Raw genomic sequence first — 16,040 nt, forward strand, 5'->3', positions numbered from 1 at the left:
AGAATCCATGCACCAGGATGCTATCCCAAGCGTAAGCTGAGCTTAACAGCCTACACTTACTTTATCCATCACTATGTTCTGCTTCTGTTATTTGCGTTAAGTACCCGCACTGCAACAAATAATTAAGGTATCTATTGAATAAAACATCATCTATTTTTTCACAATAAATTCCATGTGCAGCTAACTGAGTTTGAGTATAAGTACAATCAATTTTCGCTTTATTATTATGAAGATATAACTCAAATAATGACCGATCTTTTTGTCCTACTTTTTCCGTAAAAAAGGGGCGTAATGGAGAAAATGAATGATCCAGATGGCGACTATTTTGTTGAATCATTTTTTCCCAATCAGGGTAGGCAACCTCTTTTATCTTAAAACCTTTCGCCTGCACATAGCCAAATAATTGCGCTACACTAACCTCTTGGGGATTGATTAAATGATAAGTGTCCACCTGATAGGGTTTTTCCTTGGCAAGATGAGCAATCGCCTTAGCAACGTAATCGACAGGGACAAAATTGAACCCCACATCCAGTGTGGGCCTAGCTCCCAAATCGATACAGCCCTTGAGGATACGACATACTACATCATCATGGTTCCAGTGCCCCGTTTGACTTTCTCCTGTAATCAAGCTGGGCCTGTACACGACCGTTGGAATATTGTAACTGCGTGCATGCAGTACCAGTCGTTCTGCCAACCACTTTGTTTGATTATAGCCACCATAAATTCCGTCCTCAGGTACCAGCTCATTATGTTCATGAATCACTGCCTCATCTGCCAAATCAGCGGACATAAAATAGCCCACTGTTGAAATATAATGCAGCGCTTTCAGACGCTTATATCCGGCCAATTTAATGAGTTGTTGTGTGCCGAGCACATTGCAGACCATCAGTTTTTGATAAGGATAGATAAAGTTAAGTACTGCTGCACCATGGAAAATAAGATCAATAGTGTCGGCCAAATATTCCCAATCTTGTCGGAAAAGACCTAAATTGTTTTTTTCCAAATTACCTAATACGACCTTAACGCGCTCATGAAAAACCACATCCCATAAACCATAATGCTCCATGTTTTTAATCACGCGGCTCATACCTGCAGTGAGTGAACTGGCCTGCACAAGGCAGGTAATGCGCCAATTGGTATGGGTTAGTAGTTCATGCAGTAAATAAGCGCCCAAAAAGCCTGTGGCTCCAGTGAGTAACACGTGTTGTGGTATCGGTTTAGGCTCACACGTGATATGAGGTCTTATATTCTTATATTGATTAAACTCAGCAAGCAAATCGATTGCAGAATGTAGTTCCTCCTGCTTTGTGGTGCCTGTAGCGAATAAATCCATCATGTCGCTCAAGCTGGGATCCCCTAATAAAAACTCAATGGATATGTCTTTATCCACGTGGGTTACAAGAACATCATGTAACTGTCCTAGCTTCACTGAGCTTAAGCCTAATTCACTTAATTTTTTTTCTTTAGCTACTGCGGTAATATCGCAATTGAAGATCGGTTTGAACAACTGGATAATATCTGCATTATCAGCCTCCTGCTCCCCTATTTCATCCCCAGAGTTCTTATCGATACAGATAATATCTAAACCACCCTCTAAATATTTTTTCTTACATAACAGGCGTTGTGTTTTGCCACTAGTGGTTTTGGGAACCGAATTACGGCCGACAAGCGCTATAACATCGGCATCAATTCCATGTGTTTGCAATAACTTGTTGCGTAAGGTTCTGATAATTTCTTCGAAATTCAGTACCTGAACGTTCTTTTTAATTTCGTGGACAACCACCAATAAGTCACAATCATTTTCTTCTATCGAGAAAATGACACAACAATGCGCACGTAAATGAGGATGGCATGTATGAATGGCATCTTCCAAATCATGTGGGTAATAATTACATCCACGAATAATAATTAAATCTTTTAGGCGCCCTGTTACATAAAGTGCCCCCCGATCAAGATAACCCAAATCTCCCGTGCGTAAAAAAGAATGTTCTTTATTCCCAATGCGCGCATTAAAAGAATGCTTGCTTTCTTTAGGTAATTGCCAATAACCTTGGGCAACACTCTTGCCCGCAACCCATATCTCACCAACCACTTTCTCCGGACACTCCTGTAGCGTGTCGGGATTAACAATCGCAAGATGACAACTATCAATGGGCTGACCACAATTAATCACACTGCGGGCATCAGGATGTGTTTCATCACAAAAAAGTACTTTGCCCTGATTGAGCATGTTTTTATCTACACATTGGCTGCTGACTCCATGCTTACGACACCCTCCAGTAACCATCAATGTTGATTCAGCAAGCCCATAACACGGATAAAAAATCTCAGGCGAAAATCCACAACGAGCAAAGCGTTGAGTAAAGCGCTCGATAGTTGCTTTACGAATAGGCTCAGCACCACTCATTACGAATTGCAAACTGCTTAAATCCAATCGACTGAGTTCTTCTTCAGTGGTTTGACTCGTACATAAGTCATAAGCAAAATTGGGGGCTACCGTTGCCGTAGCGTGATAGTGTGATATGGTTTCTAGCCAAATTGACGGGCGGTGCAAAAAAGCCAATGGTGACAGGAGTTTTGCGGGAATTGTGCTGAAGACAGGTTGTAATATCCCGCCAATAAGTCCCATATCATGAAAATGAGGCAACCAAGACACACTAATATCCTCTGGAGTGATATCAGTTGCTTTTCCGATTACGAATAAATTATGCAGCAAATTGCCATGACTGATCATGACTCCTTTAGGTGTTCCAGTGGAGCCTGACGTATATTGTAACAAGGCGAGGTGATTCTCAGTCAGCTTAGGATAATGCCATGTATTCGTTGCATTAAGCCAATCTTCCGTAGTGATGAAGTGTAGTGCGTCATCATGCGAGAGTTGCTCATTTAATTTTTTGCTTTGCTGCATTAACTCTTTTGTAGTTAAAACAACATGGGCCCCTGAGTTTTTAATAATCTGTTGGAGTTTTTCAGCCCAATCTTTGGTTGTGGGAGAATAAGTAGGCACCGCAATGGTTCCTGCATACAAACAACCAAAAAAGGCCGCAATAAATTCAAGGCCAGCAGGATAAAGAATTAATACACGAGCGCCAGGATGTGTTACTTCATACAGAATACTTGCTATTTTTTTTGCTTGTTCCGCCAATTCACTATAAGTCAGACTGTTGTTTTCCTTTATTTTTCTGTCTATGAACGTATAGAGCGGGAAATCTGGATTGTCCTCTGTTTTTTTTTCCAGTAAATCGACCAAACTTGTGTAATAACTTTCCAATGCCAAACCCCTAGTCACATTTTTTGCAATGGCCTCGAAGTACATAATACTCTTGGACGCAATTTATTATGGAATATCTATTTGAAAAGTACAGCAATCTCAGACAAACTAAAAAGGTTTTAAATGACGTGGTAGGATTAATTGCATGTTTCAGTTCATAGTTAAAGCCATTTTAAAAATAAAAGAAGCCAGTCTTTATTCTTTTGCAGGGTTAAAAGCCGCCTTTCAAGACGAGTTTGCATTCCGTCTTGAATTGTTAGTCAGCATTGTTGCCTTACCTGCTGCGTTTTTTATCGGGAAAACATCCGTTGAACGCGCTTTATTAATTAGCACATTACTCATCGTAATGGTCGCTGAATTATTAAATTCCGCTGTAGAAACCACGCTAAACCGCATTGACCGCGCCTGGAACCCATTAACTAAAAAAGCAAAAGATCTAGGTTCTGCGGCAGTGTTCATCACCATTGTTAATGCACTTGTGGTATGGATCTTGGTGATTATCTCTCGGTTTTAGAATAAGGTCGGGCCTTGGCCCGATAATATATTGCCCTGTACCCAGGCTACGAACTATATTTAAATTAATGCGTAAAAGAATTCGTACCCTGAATAAATTGTGCGATTTCATCCAATTGTTTTTTTGCAAAATACTCTTTTTGATCTTTTTGCGGATCAATTTGCGCCAGTTTTTTATAAAGTTCCTCTATATTTTGATGTCGGCCTTTACCCACAACTTTGGAATGGCTAAAAAAGTAAAATAATCCGGGAGCAATCTTAACTTGACCAATTTTGTGTAATTGTTCAATTTGTTGTAAAGGTGATAAATTAGAACATAAAATACTGGCAATCTTCCTCATCCCGGTGCTGTTTGTATTTGTAAATTTCTTAGCTAACTGTTTGTTGTCCATAAGGCCTTTAACACAATCCTGAAAACTAGTCATTGCTTCTTTAAATTTCAAATTTTCCTTTTGCAACTTGCGAATTACTTTTTCCACGTTGGGATAAGGATTATCTTGATCCTCAAAATCTGCCCTTCGATTTTCCTTGATTAATCTTTTTGCCAAGGCGTAATGAGATTGGGGTAACGCGAATGTGGCAATTTTTTTATAAATTTTTGCTCGTTTATGGAGCATGGTCTGATTAAATGCATGGCTCAGTGGACTCTTTTCATCCAATAGGTTCGCTCTAAATGGAACTAAATCATGTTTTGATTGTAACAAATTCATTTGTTGGTGATAGGCTTCAAACTCTCTAAAGAGGCGGACCATTTCCGTCCAATTATCATTAAAATTTTTATAGACATCCATTCTCATAGGTAGGGTAATTAGAAATTTATTCAGTTCATCAATTGTTGGGCGCTCTTTGGGTTGTTGACTTTGTAGATGTTTGAGTAAAGTTTTTATATCGTCTAAAAGATAAGGGTCGATTTCAGATACATTATAACCTGTAAATAAGCCATCAAAACAATAAGACGCTGCGGCTAAATCGGGTAAAGTTGCCGCTAATTCTTTATATTTTAAAACATTTGTGGCCCCGAAAATTTCACCCAATATTGCAGCCAAAGCATACATATCAGACTGATAAGTAGTGCCTTTGCCAAGAATCACTTCCGGAGACATATAGGCAGGTGTTCCCGAAAAAATTAGATTATTCTTTGAATGAACATCTTCGGCCAAGCCAAAATCAATGAAAATGATAAGAAATTGACCATTTTCCAGCTTTTTATAACATATGTTTGCAGGCTTAAGATCGCGATGTACCACACCTTTTTGTTGTAATAACAGCATTTCACTGGCTATGTGCGCAGCGACTGCCAAGCGAAACTGAAACGAATATTTGTGACTGGGCTGAAAAGGCAACAGCTTATCCAGACTGATCCCACAATCCTCAAGGATTGTAATGACTCTATCTCCGGCCCCAACAACAGCAACAACGTTCACCCCATGCTTTTTTTGCCTAAGCGCTTCTTTTCCTGTTCTCTGCAATAGCACGGAATAGGGGGTTTCTTTAGATGGAATCTGTACCTTGACCACATCGTTTACAGGAATGAGTTCTGCTTGATAATGCTTCTTTTTGGCGTCATGTGTTACCACGATTTTATATTTTGATTCATTAACGGTAGCAAAACCACCTCGACCTTTGCGGGTGTTATCAACGATATGCCATTGATTTTTACCTGAAAGAACCAAGCTGTGACTAAAAGTAAATTTAGGTTCCTTCTTAAAAATACTTACTTTTGATTTTGACAGTTTTACTGGAAATGGGCTATCAAATAGTGTGGGTAGAAAATTTACACTCTCATTTTGCTTAAATAAATATTTAGCAACTTTTTCATCCAGAAAAATTGGTTGTTTCGAACTACTCCATAATGCATCGAAATCAATGTGCTTCATAAGTCCATAATGCTAAAGCCCAAACAGGATACCCATACTAGCAGCTTATTTCCAAATAAGAAAAAAAATTTAAATTCACTTACGAGAATTCTCAATTCGGGTTAATATAAGCGCATATTAAAGTAGCTGCATACCACTAAATCCAAACATGTCCAAACCAATAAATCATACAAAACGCGTCTCCTATGTTGTTCCGGTTTACAATGAAGAAGCAGGCATAGCCGAATTTATTGCGGCATTAACTGATACGCTAAAAAAACTTGGTTACGCTTATGAAATACTGCTTGTGGATGACGGTAGCCAGGATAATACGCCGACAATCATTCAACAATTAAGGGCACAATTCTCTCTGCGCTGCATTCGTTTTAGCAGGAACTTTGGCAAGGAGAATGCGATAAGTGCAGGCCTTGACCATGCTCAAGGTGATGCGGTGATTATCATGGATGCTGACTTCCAACATCCTCTGGAACTCCTCAGTCAATTTCTTGCCAAATGGGAGGAAGGCTATGATATGGTCTATGCTGTTCGGCAAAACCGTACTAATGAGTCTTGGCTAAAAAGGACCTGCGCTAAAGCATTTTATCAACTGACGTCGCGAATAAATCGGATTAATATCCCTGCAAACGCCGGCGATTTCAGACTGTTGGATCGCAAGATTGTTAAAGCGCTGCAAAAGCTACCCGAACGCAATCGCTTTATGAAGGGTTTATACAGTTGGGTCGGTTTTAAACAAGTTGCCATTCCTTTTGAAGTCCAACCGCGTAAGACAGGCACTTCACAATGGAATTTTTACTCGCTTTTAGATTTAGCAATCACGGGAATTACTTCATTTACTGCCTTTCCATTACGGATGATTGCGATTGGCGGAATTGGTGTTGCAACTTTAGCCATATTGTATGGAATTTGGATTGTAACCAGTACCTTGATATTCGGTATAGAAACCCCTGGTTGGGCAACTATAGTCACAACGATTACTTTTTTTGGTGGCTTACAACTCTTTGCTCTGGGTGTAGTAGGTGAATACATTGGTCGCGTTTTTGATGAAGTCAAACATAGACCCCATTACGTTATTGATGAGGAATCCAGTTTTGATGACAGCTCAACTTAAATTAGGGCATAGGCTAATTTATTTTGCCGGTATAGGTGGCACTGCTGCTTTGATACATCTCTTTACGGTATTCAATTTAGTGAATTTTATGCAGCTACAAGCACTCACTGCCAATGTTTTTGCCTTTTTAATTGCTTTTAATGTCAGTTTCTTGGGGCATAAACACCTTACTTTTTCTCAGTTACATGATGAAAAAATTTTGAGCTTGCCTCATTTCTTTGGCGTAGCAGCCTCGGCTGGAATCATTAATGAAATACTTTACTTCTTACTTTTACGCTACACCAGTTTGAATTACCTGTTTGCTTTATTTCTCGTTTTGGGATTTGTTTCTGTTTATAGCTTTATCATCTCCAGATTTTGGGCCTGTCGGTAGATTCATTAGTGATTAGCCCCCAGCCTACGTTTAGGTATTTTTGAGTCATTGAATAAGGTGAAGTGTATTGCTTTAAATATCCACGTCACCATGTGCAAGCGCAATTTCATTTTCACCACGAATGCATTGAATTTTCTTCTTTTTTACGTCAAAGACATATTGTAAGCGACAATATTCTCTAGGGTTAGACAGTAAGTTCGCATTAAAAACAACGAGATTAACTCCTTGCAACTGCCTTGCTGATGGAACAATCAACAAAGGATGCCCCTCCTGAGCTACCCTTCTACCTATTTCTTGGCATTGCGTGTAATTAGTCGGATCAATTAACCAAGGAAACTCTTCTTTTTTTTCTGTTAGGTCCAGCCCCAATCCCTGGCAGTATACTTTTGCAACTCGCCTATCAATAATGACCGTATCTTGAGTTTGAAAAATGTCCCAGGAATCTTTTATTTCCTGAACAAAATGATATCGGGTTTCATAAATCGTTGTGTTTAATGTTTCTGAACCATACCAGCACGCAATGGAGCCATCGCTGTAACGTGAGCTGGTTATGTTTTCAAATGGGTAATCAATAAAATCATTTTTACTGTAATCAAATCCACGCTGAATTAACGATTGCTGGGTTAACACCGGATGGGTATGGCTTTCTATAGTATTGGCGGCTTCCCAATTGATGGGATCATCGCTGAGATCATCAAATAAATCCTGGGATACTTTTATGCCTCTGATGTTTCTAAAAATATCCTGTGCGTATTCCCTCGCAGTATCAAATAAAGACACGTTTATTGACCTCGCATAAAATCAGTGAGCCGTCTTATTTGCGCAATTCCTATATAGCCTTGCTCAAGCATAACATCCAAAGGACGCAGATTATGGAGCTTTAAATTTCTTCCTTTTATCCATTGATAAACGATTTCGCGATTATATGGATAAAGAATTCTCAGATTTTTATGAATTCCCAAAAGATTACCGACACGTTCAATGGTATCTCTACCCGATATATGAGCCGTCCCTCGCTTAAATTTGGCAAGTTGCGCAGGACTTATACCACCTAACAGTTCGCACTCTTCTTCATTTCTTAATTGCCAATGCTTAAAAAGTGCAATGACATTCTGGGTATTACGTTTTAGAACGTCTTCACTTATGTCTTGAGCTGTATTAAACGGAGCCAAATGTAAATGATTCATGTTTTTAACCCTCTATTTATAGATAATAATAGTATACAAATAGATTTTTTACAATGAATCACGCAAAAAAGAATAAATATTCACCAAATTGGGTTTTTAAATTGAGAAAAGATGATTGATTTTTAATGCACATCATACATGAGCTGCAAAAAAGCTTAGCTCATTAACCCCCAGGGTAACTACCATTAACCACTTCTACAGGTTCACGGATGATGAGGCGTATTCCAGCCATTTCTTGCACTTTGGGTAATACAGCATCCACTTTTTCAACTGTATCAACGAATTGGACTACTAAAGGAAGTTTGCTCCCTATATCAACCAATGATGTAGTTACAACAGGACCTCCACGTGTAAATCCAGCAATGGCGCGCAACACGGTACCACCTGCAATTTCATTGGTATCAAGCATGCTTAAGAGTTCGAGATGCAGAGGACGATGTTGCCATTTATCTGCTTCGTTAATATAGACAGAAACTTTTACATGATTCATATCAGATTGCCCGAGCGAGCACGACGCCCGCAATAACTGCTGCTATTGAAAAAACATTATTACAAATAATATTTAGTGCAGCAAGTGCGTAATCACTTTGCTCTAACAGCACAAAGGTTTCGTAACTGAAACTTGAAAACGTTGTATAACCACCACAAAATCCGACTGCTACAAATAATCGCCATCGTGGATCAACATCTACTCGCTCTAAAGTCCAGGCCATAAAAAACCCCAGGATGAAGCTTCCTGTAAGATTCACAATAAATGTTCCAAAAGGAATATCTGCTGATAAATATTTGACGGAAAAACGACTTACTAAATAACGTAAATTCGCCCCAAAGATCGCTCCGAAGGAGACCCAAAAAAAGTCACTCAAGGTTTTATTCCTTTTTATTCAAACAGCTCATAAGTCCTAAAAAGGATAATACATAAAAAAAATAGGCGCGTAAATTTACCCTAAATTGCTTGAGGGGCGCTTACGAATTTTCTTGCTGGGCCATATGAACCTGAAACTCATCACAATCTTTTAAAAATTCATCACTTAAAAAATAATTAAACTCATTCAAACGAGCATGGGCGATAGGATCCGCAGGGTTCACTTTTTCCGCGGGATGACACATAATTAATGTGTCTTCTTGAATTAAACTCATCCACGTCCTGAACAACTCCCTATAATTTGCATCAGGGGCAAAATCATAAATGCCTGAGAAATAACGATTATGAGGAATGCCTAATTTGATAAGCTGCTTCAGTAATGCCTTACCTCCCGTAACACTCAATACTTTTGCTTTAAATCGGCTTTGTGGCAAATTTATAGATGGCCAAGTGGAGCGAATCAACGTTCCATAAGGTTTCAATCTTTGTTCATAAAGATCTAAAATAACATTGCGAATCACGGGAAATTGATGTACATGCTGGTGACCATCAATAAAATCAGGTGGTTGTTGCATGATATTTATAAATCCATCTAATTGAGCTAAAAATTCTTTTGCTATAAACGATAGTTTTACCGAGCGCATATGTGACTTAATCAACAATTCATGCAGAGTAAAACCCAACTTTTCTGGGACAGATGCCAGATAACCTTCAGTTAGATTAAAATGCAAACCAATTTTAATGTGTTTACTTTCTTTTAAAGAGAGAAGTTCTTGGGCATGATGAATAAAACCCGGCATATTGACCATGCAGCTTACTGCGGACAAGCGCTCCATGCGTACTAATTTTAAAATCCCTTCAGAAACTCCAGAATCCAAGCCAAAATCATCGGCGCATAATATTATGGTTTTTGAGTGCATCAATCTAAAGCCACTACGTTGCAAGAAAAACATATCATATATCATTTTCTCCATACTATTGTAGCCTGGGGGCAACGTAGCGTGGCTTATCCGCAAGTGAGATAAAATGAAATCCTACCTTAAACAGCTTCTGACTGGGCCTTCACCGGGAAAAAACGAGCGCCCAAGATATTGATGCACAAACCACCAATCACTAATAATCCTGCAGCAAGCTTCCAATGCTGGAATGGTTCGCCTAATACTAAAGCCGAACTAACCATTGCAACAATGGGGACTAATAAGGTAAAGGGGGTAACCATTCCCACAGGATAACGTGCAATGAGCCAATTCCACACACCATAACCTATCCAAGTCGAAGCAAAAACGATATACAACAATGCCAAGATACCTCGCCAACTGATATGTTCGTAGGTATAAACAAAGCTCGCAGTCCCCTCAAACATCAAAGCAAAAAGAAACATAGGGATACACGCAACAAAACTCCCCCACACAATAATTGTCATCATGTTGCCATTATTGCCTTTAATTTTCTTGGTAATCAGATTTCCCAATCCCCATGTCGCAGCTGCTGCAAGAATAAAAATAAAACCCAGCAAAGAGATGTCACTATCAAAATGCATTGCCACGATACCAATCCCCGTAAAAGCGACCAGCGCCCCCATAACCTGGCCTAAATTGGGCTGCTCGCCTAAAAAAATCACCGCAAAAAACATACTAAAAAATACCTGCGTTTGCATGAGTAAAGAGGCCATTCCAGCAGGCATACCAACATTCATACCAATAAATAAGAACGCAAATTGCAAAGCAAACATGACAAAACCGTACAGGACAATTTCTTTGAATGAGGTTTGGGGAATTTTGACAAAAAATATAGCCGGCACACTTGCAAATAAAAAACGTAGTGAGCAGAGTAGCAGAGGCGAAATCTCTTCGAGTCCAATGGAAACAAAAAGAAAATTTACCCCCCAAATCACAACAACTAAAAGAGCCAATAAAAGATGTGTAATCGGCATCATCAAGTGCTCCGACAAAAGCTATATTTTAGCCTAAAGTCTGTAATATAGCTATTTAAACCGTTTATTTTTTAATCAAAATAATGTTTAAAAAATGAAAAAGAATGACTGCACTACAACCAAGGTACAGCTATCATAAACGTCCGTTGTAGCCTGGGTGCAGACAAAGCCGTAACCCGGGATTCACGACGCTGCACCCAGGCTACAATGATCACAAAAAACAGCCTAAATTTTCGTTAAAAGATTGCATTTAAAGACAGTATCTACGATATTCTCCTTTTTTGTGGACTAAATGATGAAAGAAATTATTCTCGCTACCAGCAACTTAGGTAAAATTAAAGAATTACGCGATTTATTAGCACCGATAGAATGTATCCCACAATCCGATTTAGGGGTTACAGATGCCATAGAAGATGGCTTAAGCTTTATCGAAAATGCGCTCATCAAAGCCCGTCATGCCAGTTTACATACAGGAAAACCCGCTTTAGCCGATGACTCGGGCTTAGTAGTACCGGCTTTAAATGGTGAACCGGGTATTTATTCCGCGCGTTATGCGGGTAATGATGCAACCGATGAAAAAAACATCCATTTATTATTGGAAAACATGGCTCATATTCCCGAAAAACAACGAGAAGCCTGGTTTTATTGCGCCATAGCATTAGTGCAACATGCAAACGATCCTACGCCAATCATCGCCACAGGAATATGCAAGGGAGTGATTCACACCCAAGCTGTTGGCGAAGGCGGATTTGGCTATGATCCAATTTTTTATATTCCAGACTTTCAATGCACGGCAGCACAATTACCTGCTAAAATTAAAAATAATATCAGCCACCGCGCACAAGCATTAAAGCAACTGCGTGCTCTAATTAAGAATTGATGATGGACACTGATGCACTCTTTGCTCAAGCATATAAATTCCAATATGAAGGTCACTTACCACAAGCCATTAGTCTTTATGAGCAAATATTGCTACAAGAACCCAAGCATCTGAATACTTTGCACTTTTTAGGACTCACTTATGCGCAATTGGGAGACATGGATAATGCCATTCTCTATCTATTACAGGCACTCTCCTTAAGCCCTGAAAATGCGAGCCTACTTAATAACATAGCAAATGCGTACAAAAAACTGCATCACCTTGATAAGGCGATCGAATATTACCAACAAGCCATAGAACTGAAGCCAGACTATGCTCAGGCGCATAATAACTTGGCCACAGTTTATGCGTTACAAAAAAATTATGCTCAAGCCCTTTTACATTATACTCGCGCAGTTCATGCGGAGCCTGATTTTAGCGCGGCACATTTTAATTTAGGCTTATTATTGCTGCAAAATAATCAATTAGATGCGGCTAAAACTCAATTTAACAATGTAGTATCCTTAAATCCTTTTCATACCGAAGCACTATTTTATCTCGGTGTGTTACATCTAGGAAAAAATGCCCTTGCGGAAGCCGAAGAGGCATTTCAAAATGTTTTAGAGCAAGACAGTAAGCAAATAGAAGCGCTTTCCAACCTGGGGGTCATCGCCTTAAAAAGACAACAAAACCAATTGGCAATCGATTATTTCAGTAAAGCTTTGGCCTTGGACAATGAGAACATTGAAGCACGTAATAACTTAGCGGCAACATTCATGCATCATGATCTTTTTGAGAATGCGCTCATGCATTATGATGTATTACTGCAAAAAGATCCTGATAATATTGAATATTTATACAATTCTGGCGTAGCACAAATGGCTTTAGGTCATTTAAATGAAGCCATTCTTCTTTTTGATCACATCCTTGAGTTAGAGAACACACATACGTCCTCACTCAATAATCTGGCCGCCATTTATCTTAAGCTGGAGCAAAAAGCTAAAGCCAAAGAGTACTTAGAACGTGCACTGATGATTAATCCTCAAGATACCATAAGTGCCCATATGCTCCACGCCCTTAATAAAGACAAACAGGCGGCAACGACTCCGGAGTATGCACATAATTTATTTAATAACTATGCCCTTTATTATGATCAACATATGAAAGGCACACTCAACTACTCCATCCCACAACACATAGCACGTGTCGTCCACCAATTGGAATTACCAACCAACAGCCATACTTTAGATCTAGGCTGCGGAACCGGTTTAACTGGAGTTGTTTTACGTGAACTCAGTAAACATTTAACCGGTGTTGATATTGCTGCAAAAATGCTTGCCCAAGCTAAAGCAAAGGAAATTTATGACAATTTGGTGGAAGCTGAATTAAATCAATTTCTACAGCAAAACAAAGCAACCTATGATCTGATTGTTGCAGCCGATGTCTTGCCCTATTTTGGTGACCTTAACACCCTATTTCATAGCATTCATCAACACCTGAAGTCCAAAGGCTATTTTATATTTACCACTGAAATCAGCATGGAAAACCCGTGGTCGCTTGAAACAAGTGCCCGTTTCAGCCATCATCCGGACTACATCAAAGAATTAGTAGAACAACATCAGTTTCAACTTGTAAAACAGGAAAAAATTCCTGGACGCATTCAAGAACAACGTGTTTTGGAGGTCATGCTTTATATTTTAACAATTTGATTAATTTGAAGCAATTAAACAAAATAGTAATATACTTATATATAGGAAATGGGAAAGTGACTCTGCCACTTCTTAGAAAGCAAGGAGCTTATATGTCGAACCCCATCAAGGCACATAAATTTGTCGAGGCACCGCAACTAACCACCGACGAACAACACGAAATCAATCGAAAAATTGAGTTTGAAACCGCAAAATCATTTCACAGCATGGTTAAGCTAGGTGCCTTTGCTAACATTTTTGGTGCATTTCTTTATGTTCTTGCTATATATAGGACAACCCAGCCTACATTAATTATTTCTTGGTATACTCTTTTAGTGATTGCAAACTTACTCAACGTCTTATGGGCACTCCGCTTTGAATACAAACATATAAACCGCGAAGAAATCCTTAAATGTCGAAAAGGTTTTCTCTATATTGTCATCTTAATCTGTCTGATATGGAGCAGCATTGGCATCTTGTTTATGAATGATGGAATACCACAACAGATGACCACCATTGTCTTTTTATCTGCTGTTTTGATTTGTTTTTGTTTCTCAACTGCAATTGATTTAACCATGGGAATCATCAGCATTGTTTGTTTGCTCACTCCCACGCTGTTATATCATCTCTATTTGAGCATTGATTCATCAGCTCATTCTGCGACCAGTCAAATCAGCATGTCAATTATTGGCTCATTTGTAGTACTTGGAATATTTATGCTCTTTGCCTGCTTTGTAGGAAATAGAATCATTTTAAAATTATTTCGTTTAGGTTATGAAAATGCTTTACTGAGTCGTAAATTGGAACACATGAATGCATCCTTAGAACGACGAGTCAAAGAGCGTACTATGGAATTGGAGCAATCATTGAAATTGGTGACCTATCAAGCAACGCATGATCTCTTGACCGATTTGCCTAATGAACGTTTTCTTTATGAGCACATTAACAATGTAGCGGAAAAAGCGGTTAAGGATCATCACAAATTTGCCATTGCCTGCTTTTCGCTAAACAATATGATGAAAATTAATGACAGTATCGGTCATCAAGCATCCGCCACTATTATCCATCGTGTTGCCCAACGTTTTGCGCGACTTGCAGAAAAAAATACAAAATATTTCTTTTCCCTATTACGTAAAGATGTATTTGTTATTTTAATTGATCCAATCATCGACATGCTGGAAATAGAAGAGTGTACTCAGGATTTATTTTTTGTCTTAGAGAATCCTGTCTATGTGGCACAACAAGAATTGAATTTAACCGCAAGTATTGGTATCAGTGTATTTCCAACTGATGGTCGAGATGTCGATACGCTGATTACCCATGCAGAAGCAGCGCGTACCCTTGCAACCGAGCGCGGAGGCAACAGTGTTCGTGTGTTCAATACAGTAATTACCGCAGATGCGTCCAGACAACTGAACATTGAAAACCAACTCTATCGGGCAATTGAAAATAATGAATTAATTCTGAATTACCAACCCTTCATCGATTTAAGAACCGGAACTGTTTGTGGTGCCGAAGCCTTAGTACGCTGGAATAATCCCGTGTTGGGAATGCTTTCGCCAATGGAGTTTATCCCTTTGGCAGAAACAAATGGCATGATCCTCCCTATTGGCGAATGGGTATTAAGCACTGCATGTCGGCAATTGAAAAAATGGCATCATAGCGGATTTAAATTAAATATTTCCGTTAACTTGTCTGCAAAACAATTGGTACAACATGATCTCGTCGAGCGGATCGGACAAGTTTTAAATAGTCTGAAACTCTCGCCTAAATATCTTGAGCTGGAACTCACGGAATCTAACGCATTTCAAAATGAAGCCATTCCCATTATTAATAAGTTTACCGAGATGGGTATCGCGCTGGCCATTGATGACTTTGGTACGGGTTACTCAGAATTTGGTAATCTTAAGCTCTTTAAAGTCAATAAAATAAAAATTGATAAAACATTTATTCAAGATATTGAAGTCAGCATCGACAGTAGAAATATCGTGAGCAACACCATTGCCCTGGCGCATCGAATGAATATTGATTGTTTGGCAGAAGGTGTGGAAACACTAGAGCAAATTAAATTTCTAAAAGAAAATGGGTGCTACATCATGCAAGGTTTTTACTTTAGTAAACCACTGGATGTCAAATCATTTTCCGCGTTTTTAAAAGCACACGCCAAAAATACCTACGAAGCGCTAACCAATTGGTGACCATAGTGCATCCATTCAGCCTGGTTGCTTACAGCCAGGATCATGGGATAAATCCTGGTTACAAGCAACCAGTCTACAAACCATCCCTATTATACAGATGACATTACCCAAGAGTATTGATAGCATGATGCAAGTTCAAATGATCGATTTAGCAAATGGAAGTTGCAT

At 39.1% G+C, this 16,040-nt stretch carries 14 protein-coding genes; 6 read left to right on the forward strand and 8 right to left on the reverse strand.

Features of this window, described 5'->3' with window-relative positions; genetic code table 11:
• Positions 1–61 precede the first annotated feature (61 nt).
• On the reverse strand, positions 62–3,316 hold the full coding sequence (locus BGO44_RS17480) for a thioester reductase domain-containing protein (RefSeq protein WP_273201226.1): 3,255 nt from the start codon (positions 3,314–3,316) through the stop codon (positions 62–64).
• 100 nt (positions 3,317–3,416) lie between these two features.
• On the opposite strand from BGO44_RS17480, the gene BGO44_RS17485 reads away from it, so the two are divergent.
• Positions 3,417–3,785 carry a diacylglycerol kinase gene (locus tag BGO44_RS17485; RefSeq protein WP_058510504.1) on the forward strand — a complete coding sequence of 123 codons (369 nt, stop codon included), beginning with the start codon at positions 3,417–3,419 and terminating at the stop codon, positions 3,783–3,785.
• A 64-nt stretch (positions 3,786–3,849) separates the two neighbouring features.
• Here the strand turns inward: BGO44_RS17485 and BGO44_RS17490 are convergent, their stop codons facing one another.
• Positions 3,850–5,661 (reverse strand): protein kinase domain-containing protein, encoded by a 1,812-nt coding sequence (locus tag BGO44_RS17490; RefSeq protein ID WP_273201230.1) that lies wholly within the window; start codon positions 5,659–5,661, stop codon positions 3,850–3,852.
• A 148-nt stretch (positions 5,662–5,809) separates the two neighbouring features.
• On the opposite strand from BGO44_RS17490, the gene BGO44_RS17495 reads away from it, so the two are divergent.
• Positions 5,810–6,769: a glycosyltransferase family 2 protein gene (locus BGO44_RS17495; RefSeq protein ID WP_058510506.1), complete on the forward strand. Its 960-nt coding sequence runs from the start codon at positions 5,810–5,812 to the stop codon at positions 6,767–6,769.
• Entirely contained in the window at positions 6,753–7,142 is a 390-nt protein-coding gene (locus BGO44_RS17500) for a GtrA family protein (RefSeq protein WP_058510507.1), read from the forward strand. Before BGO44_RS17495 ends, BGO44_RS17500 begins: the two co-directional genes overlap by 17 nt.
• Before the next feature lie 72 nt (positions 7,143–7,214).
• Here BGO44_RS17500 and BGO44_RS17505 read toward each other — a convergent pair whose 3' ends face one another.
• From BGO44_RS17505 to BGO44_RS17530, 6 genes are all read right to left on the reverse strand, one after another.
• Entirely contained in the window at positions 7,215–7,922 is a 708-nt protein-coding gene (locus BGO44_RS17505) for an RES family NAD+ phosphorylase (RefSeq protein WP_058510508.1), read from the reverse strand.
• 2 nt (positions 7,923–7,924) lie between these two features.
• Entirely contained in the window at positions 7,925–8,329 is a 405-nt protein-coding gene (locus BGO44_RS17510; protein ID WP_058510509.1) for a hypothetical protein, read from the reverse strand.
• A gap of 163 nt (positions 8,330–8,492) precedes the next feature.
• Positions 8,493–8,819 carry a DUF190 domain-containing protein gene (locus BGO44_RS17515; protein ID WP_058510510.1) on the reverse strand — a complete coding sequence of 109 codons (327 nt, stop codon included), beginning with the start codon at positions 8,817–8,819 and terminating at the stop codon, positions 8,493–8,495.
• 1 nt (position 8,820) lies between these two features.
• On the reverse strand, positions 8,821–9,195 hold the full coding sequence (gene crcB / locus BGO44_RS17520) for a fluoride efflux transporter CrcB (protein WP_058510511.1): 375 nt from the start codon (positions 9,193–9,195) through the stop codon (positions 8,821–8,823).
• Between the two features lie 100 nt (positions 9,196–9,295).
• Positions 9,296–10,117, reverse strand: a complete 822-nt coding sequence (locus tag BGO44_RS17525) for a ChbG/HpnK family deacetylase (RefSeq protein WP_273201239.1) — start codon at positions 10,115–10,117, stop codon at positions 9,296–9,298.
• 116 nt (positions 10,118–10,233) lie between these two features.
• Positions 10,234–11,127, reverse strand: a complete 894-nt coding sequence (locus tag BGO44_RS17530; protein ID WP_058511688.1) for an EamA family transporter — start codon at positions 11,125–11,127, stop codon at positions 10,234–10,236.
• Positions 11,128–11,422: 295 nt separating this feature from the next.
• Here BGO44_RS17530 and rdgB point away from each other — a divergent pair, with 295 nt between their 5' ends.
• The 3 genes from rdgB to BGO44_RS17545 all read left to right on the forward strand — a co-directional run bounded on the left by rdgB (position 11,423) and on the right by BGO44_RS17545 (position 15,872).
• Positions 11,423–12,007 carry an RdgB/HAM1 family non-canonical purine NTP pyrophosphatase gene (rdgB, locus tag BGO44_RS17535; RefSeq protein ID WP_273201241.1) on the forward strand — a complete coding sequence of 195 codons (585 nt, stop codon included), beginning with the start codon at positions 11,423–11,425 and terminating at the stop codon, positions 12,005–12,007.
• 2 nt (positions 12,008–12,009) lie between these two features.
• The gene (locus BGO44_RS17540) at positions 12,010–13,695 is read left to right on the forward strand and encodes a tetratricopeptide repeat protein (protein WP_273201243.1); all 1,686 of its coding nucleotides are present in this window, start codon (positions 12,010–12,012) and stop codon (positions 13,693–13,695) included.
• 92 nt (positions 13,696–13,787) lie between these two features.
• Positions 13,788–15,872, forward strand: coding sequence for a putative bifunctional diguanylate cyclase/phosphodiesterase (locus tag BGO44_RS17545; protein ID WP_058510514.1), 2,085 nt, complete (start codon positions 13,788–13,790; stop codon positions 15,870–15,872).
• Positions 15,873–16,040: the final 168 nt, after the last annotated feature.

It is taken from the genome of Legionella sp. 39-23, assembly GCF_001897665.1.
In the GTDB taxonomy this organism is placed as follows: Bacteria; Pseudomonadota; Gammaproteobacteria; order Legionellales; family Legionellaceae; genus Legionella; species Legionella steelei.

Coding starts and splice junctions, on each gene's coding strand:
- BGO44_RS17480 (WP_273201226.1), bottom strand. CDS start 3,316: ATGTACTTCGAGGCCATTGCAAAAAATGTGACTAGGGGTTTGGCATTG.
- BGO44_RS17500 (WP_058510507.1), top strand. CDS start 6,753: ATGACAGCTCAACTTAAATTAGGGCATAGGCTAATTTATTTTGCCGGT.
- BGO44_RS17545 (WP_058510514.1), top strand. CDS start 13,788: ATGTCGAACCCCATCAAGGCACATAAATTTGTCGAGGCACCGCAACTA.
- BGO44_RS17490 (WP_273201230.1), bottom strand. CDS start 5,661: ATGAAGCACATTGATTTCGATGCATTATGGAGTAGTTCGAAACAACCA.
- BGO44_RS17485 (WP_058510504.1), top strand. CDS start 3,417: ATGTTTCAGTTCATAGTTAAAGCCATTTTAAAAATAAAAGAAGCCAGT.
- BGO44_RS17495 (WP_058510506.1), top strand. CDS start 5,810: ATGTCCAAACCAATAAATCATACAAAACGCGTCTCCTATGTTGTTCCG.
- BGO44_RS17540 (WP_273201243.1), top strand. CDS start 12,010: ATGGACACTGATGCACTCTTTGCTCAAGCATATAAATTCCAATATGAA.
- BGO44_RS17510 (WP_058510509.1), bottom strand. CDS start 8,329: ATGAATCATTTACATTTGGCTCCGTTTAATACAGCTCAAGACATAAGT.
- BGO44_RS17515 (WP_058510510.1), bottom strand. CDS start 8,819: ATGAATCATGTAAAAGTTTCTGTCTATATTAACGAAGCAGATAAATGG.
- BGO44_RS17530 (WP_058511688.1), bottom strand. CDS start 11,127: ATGCCGATTACACATCTTTTATTGGCTCTTTTAGTTGTTGTGATTTGG.
- rdgB (WP_273201241.1), top strand. CDS start 11,423: ATGAAAGAAATTATTCTCGCTACCAGCAACTTAGGTAAAATTAAAGAA.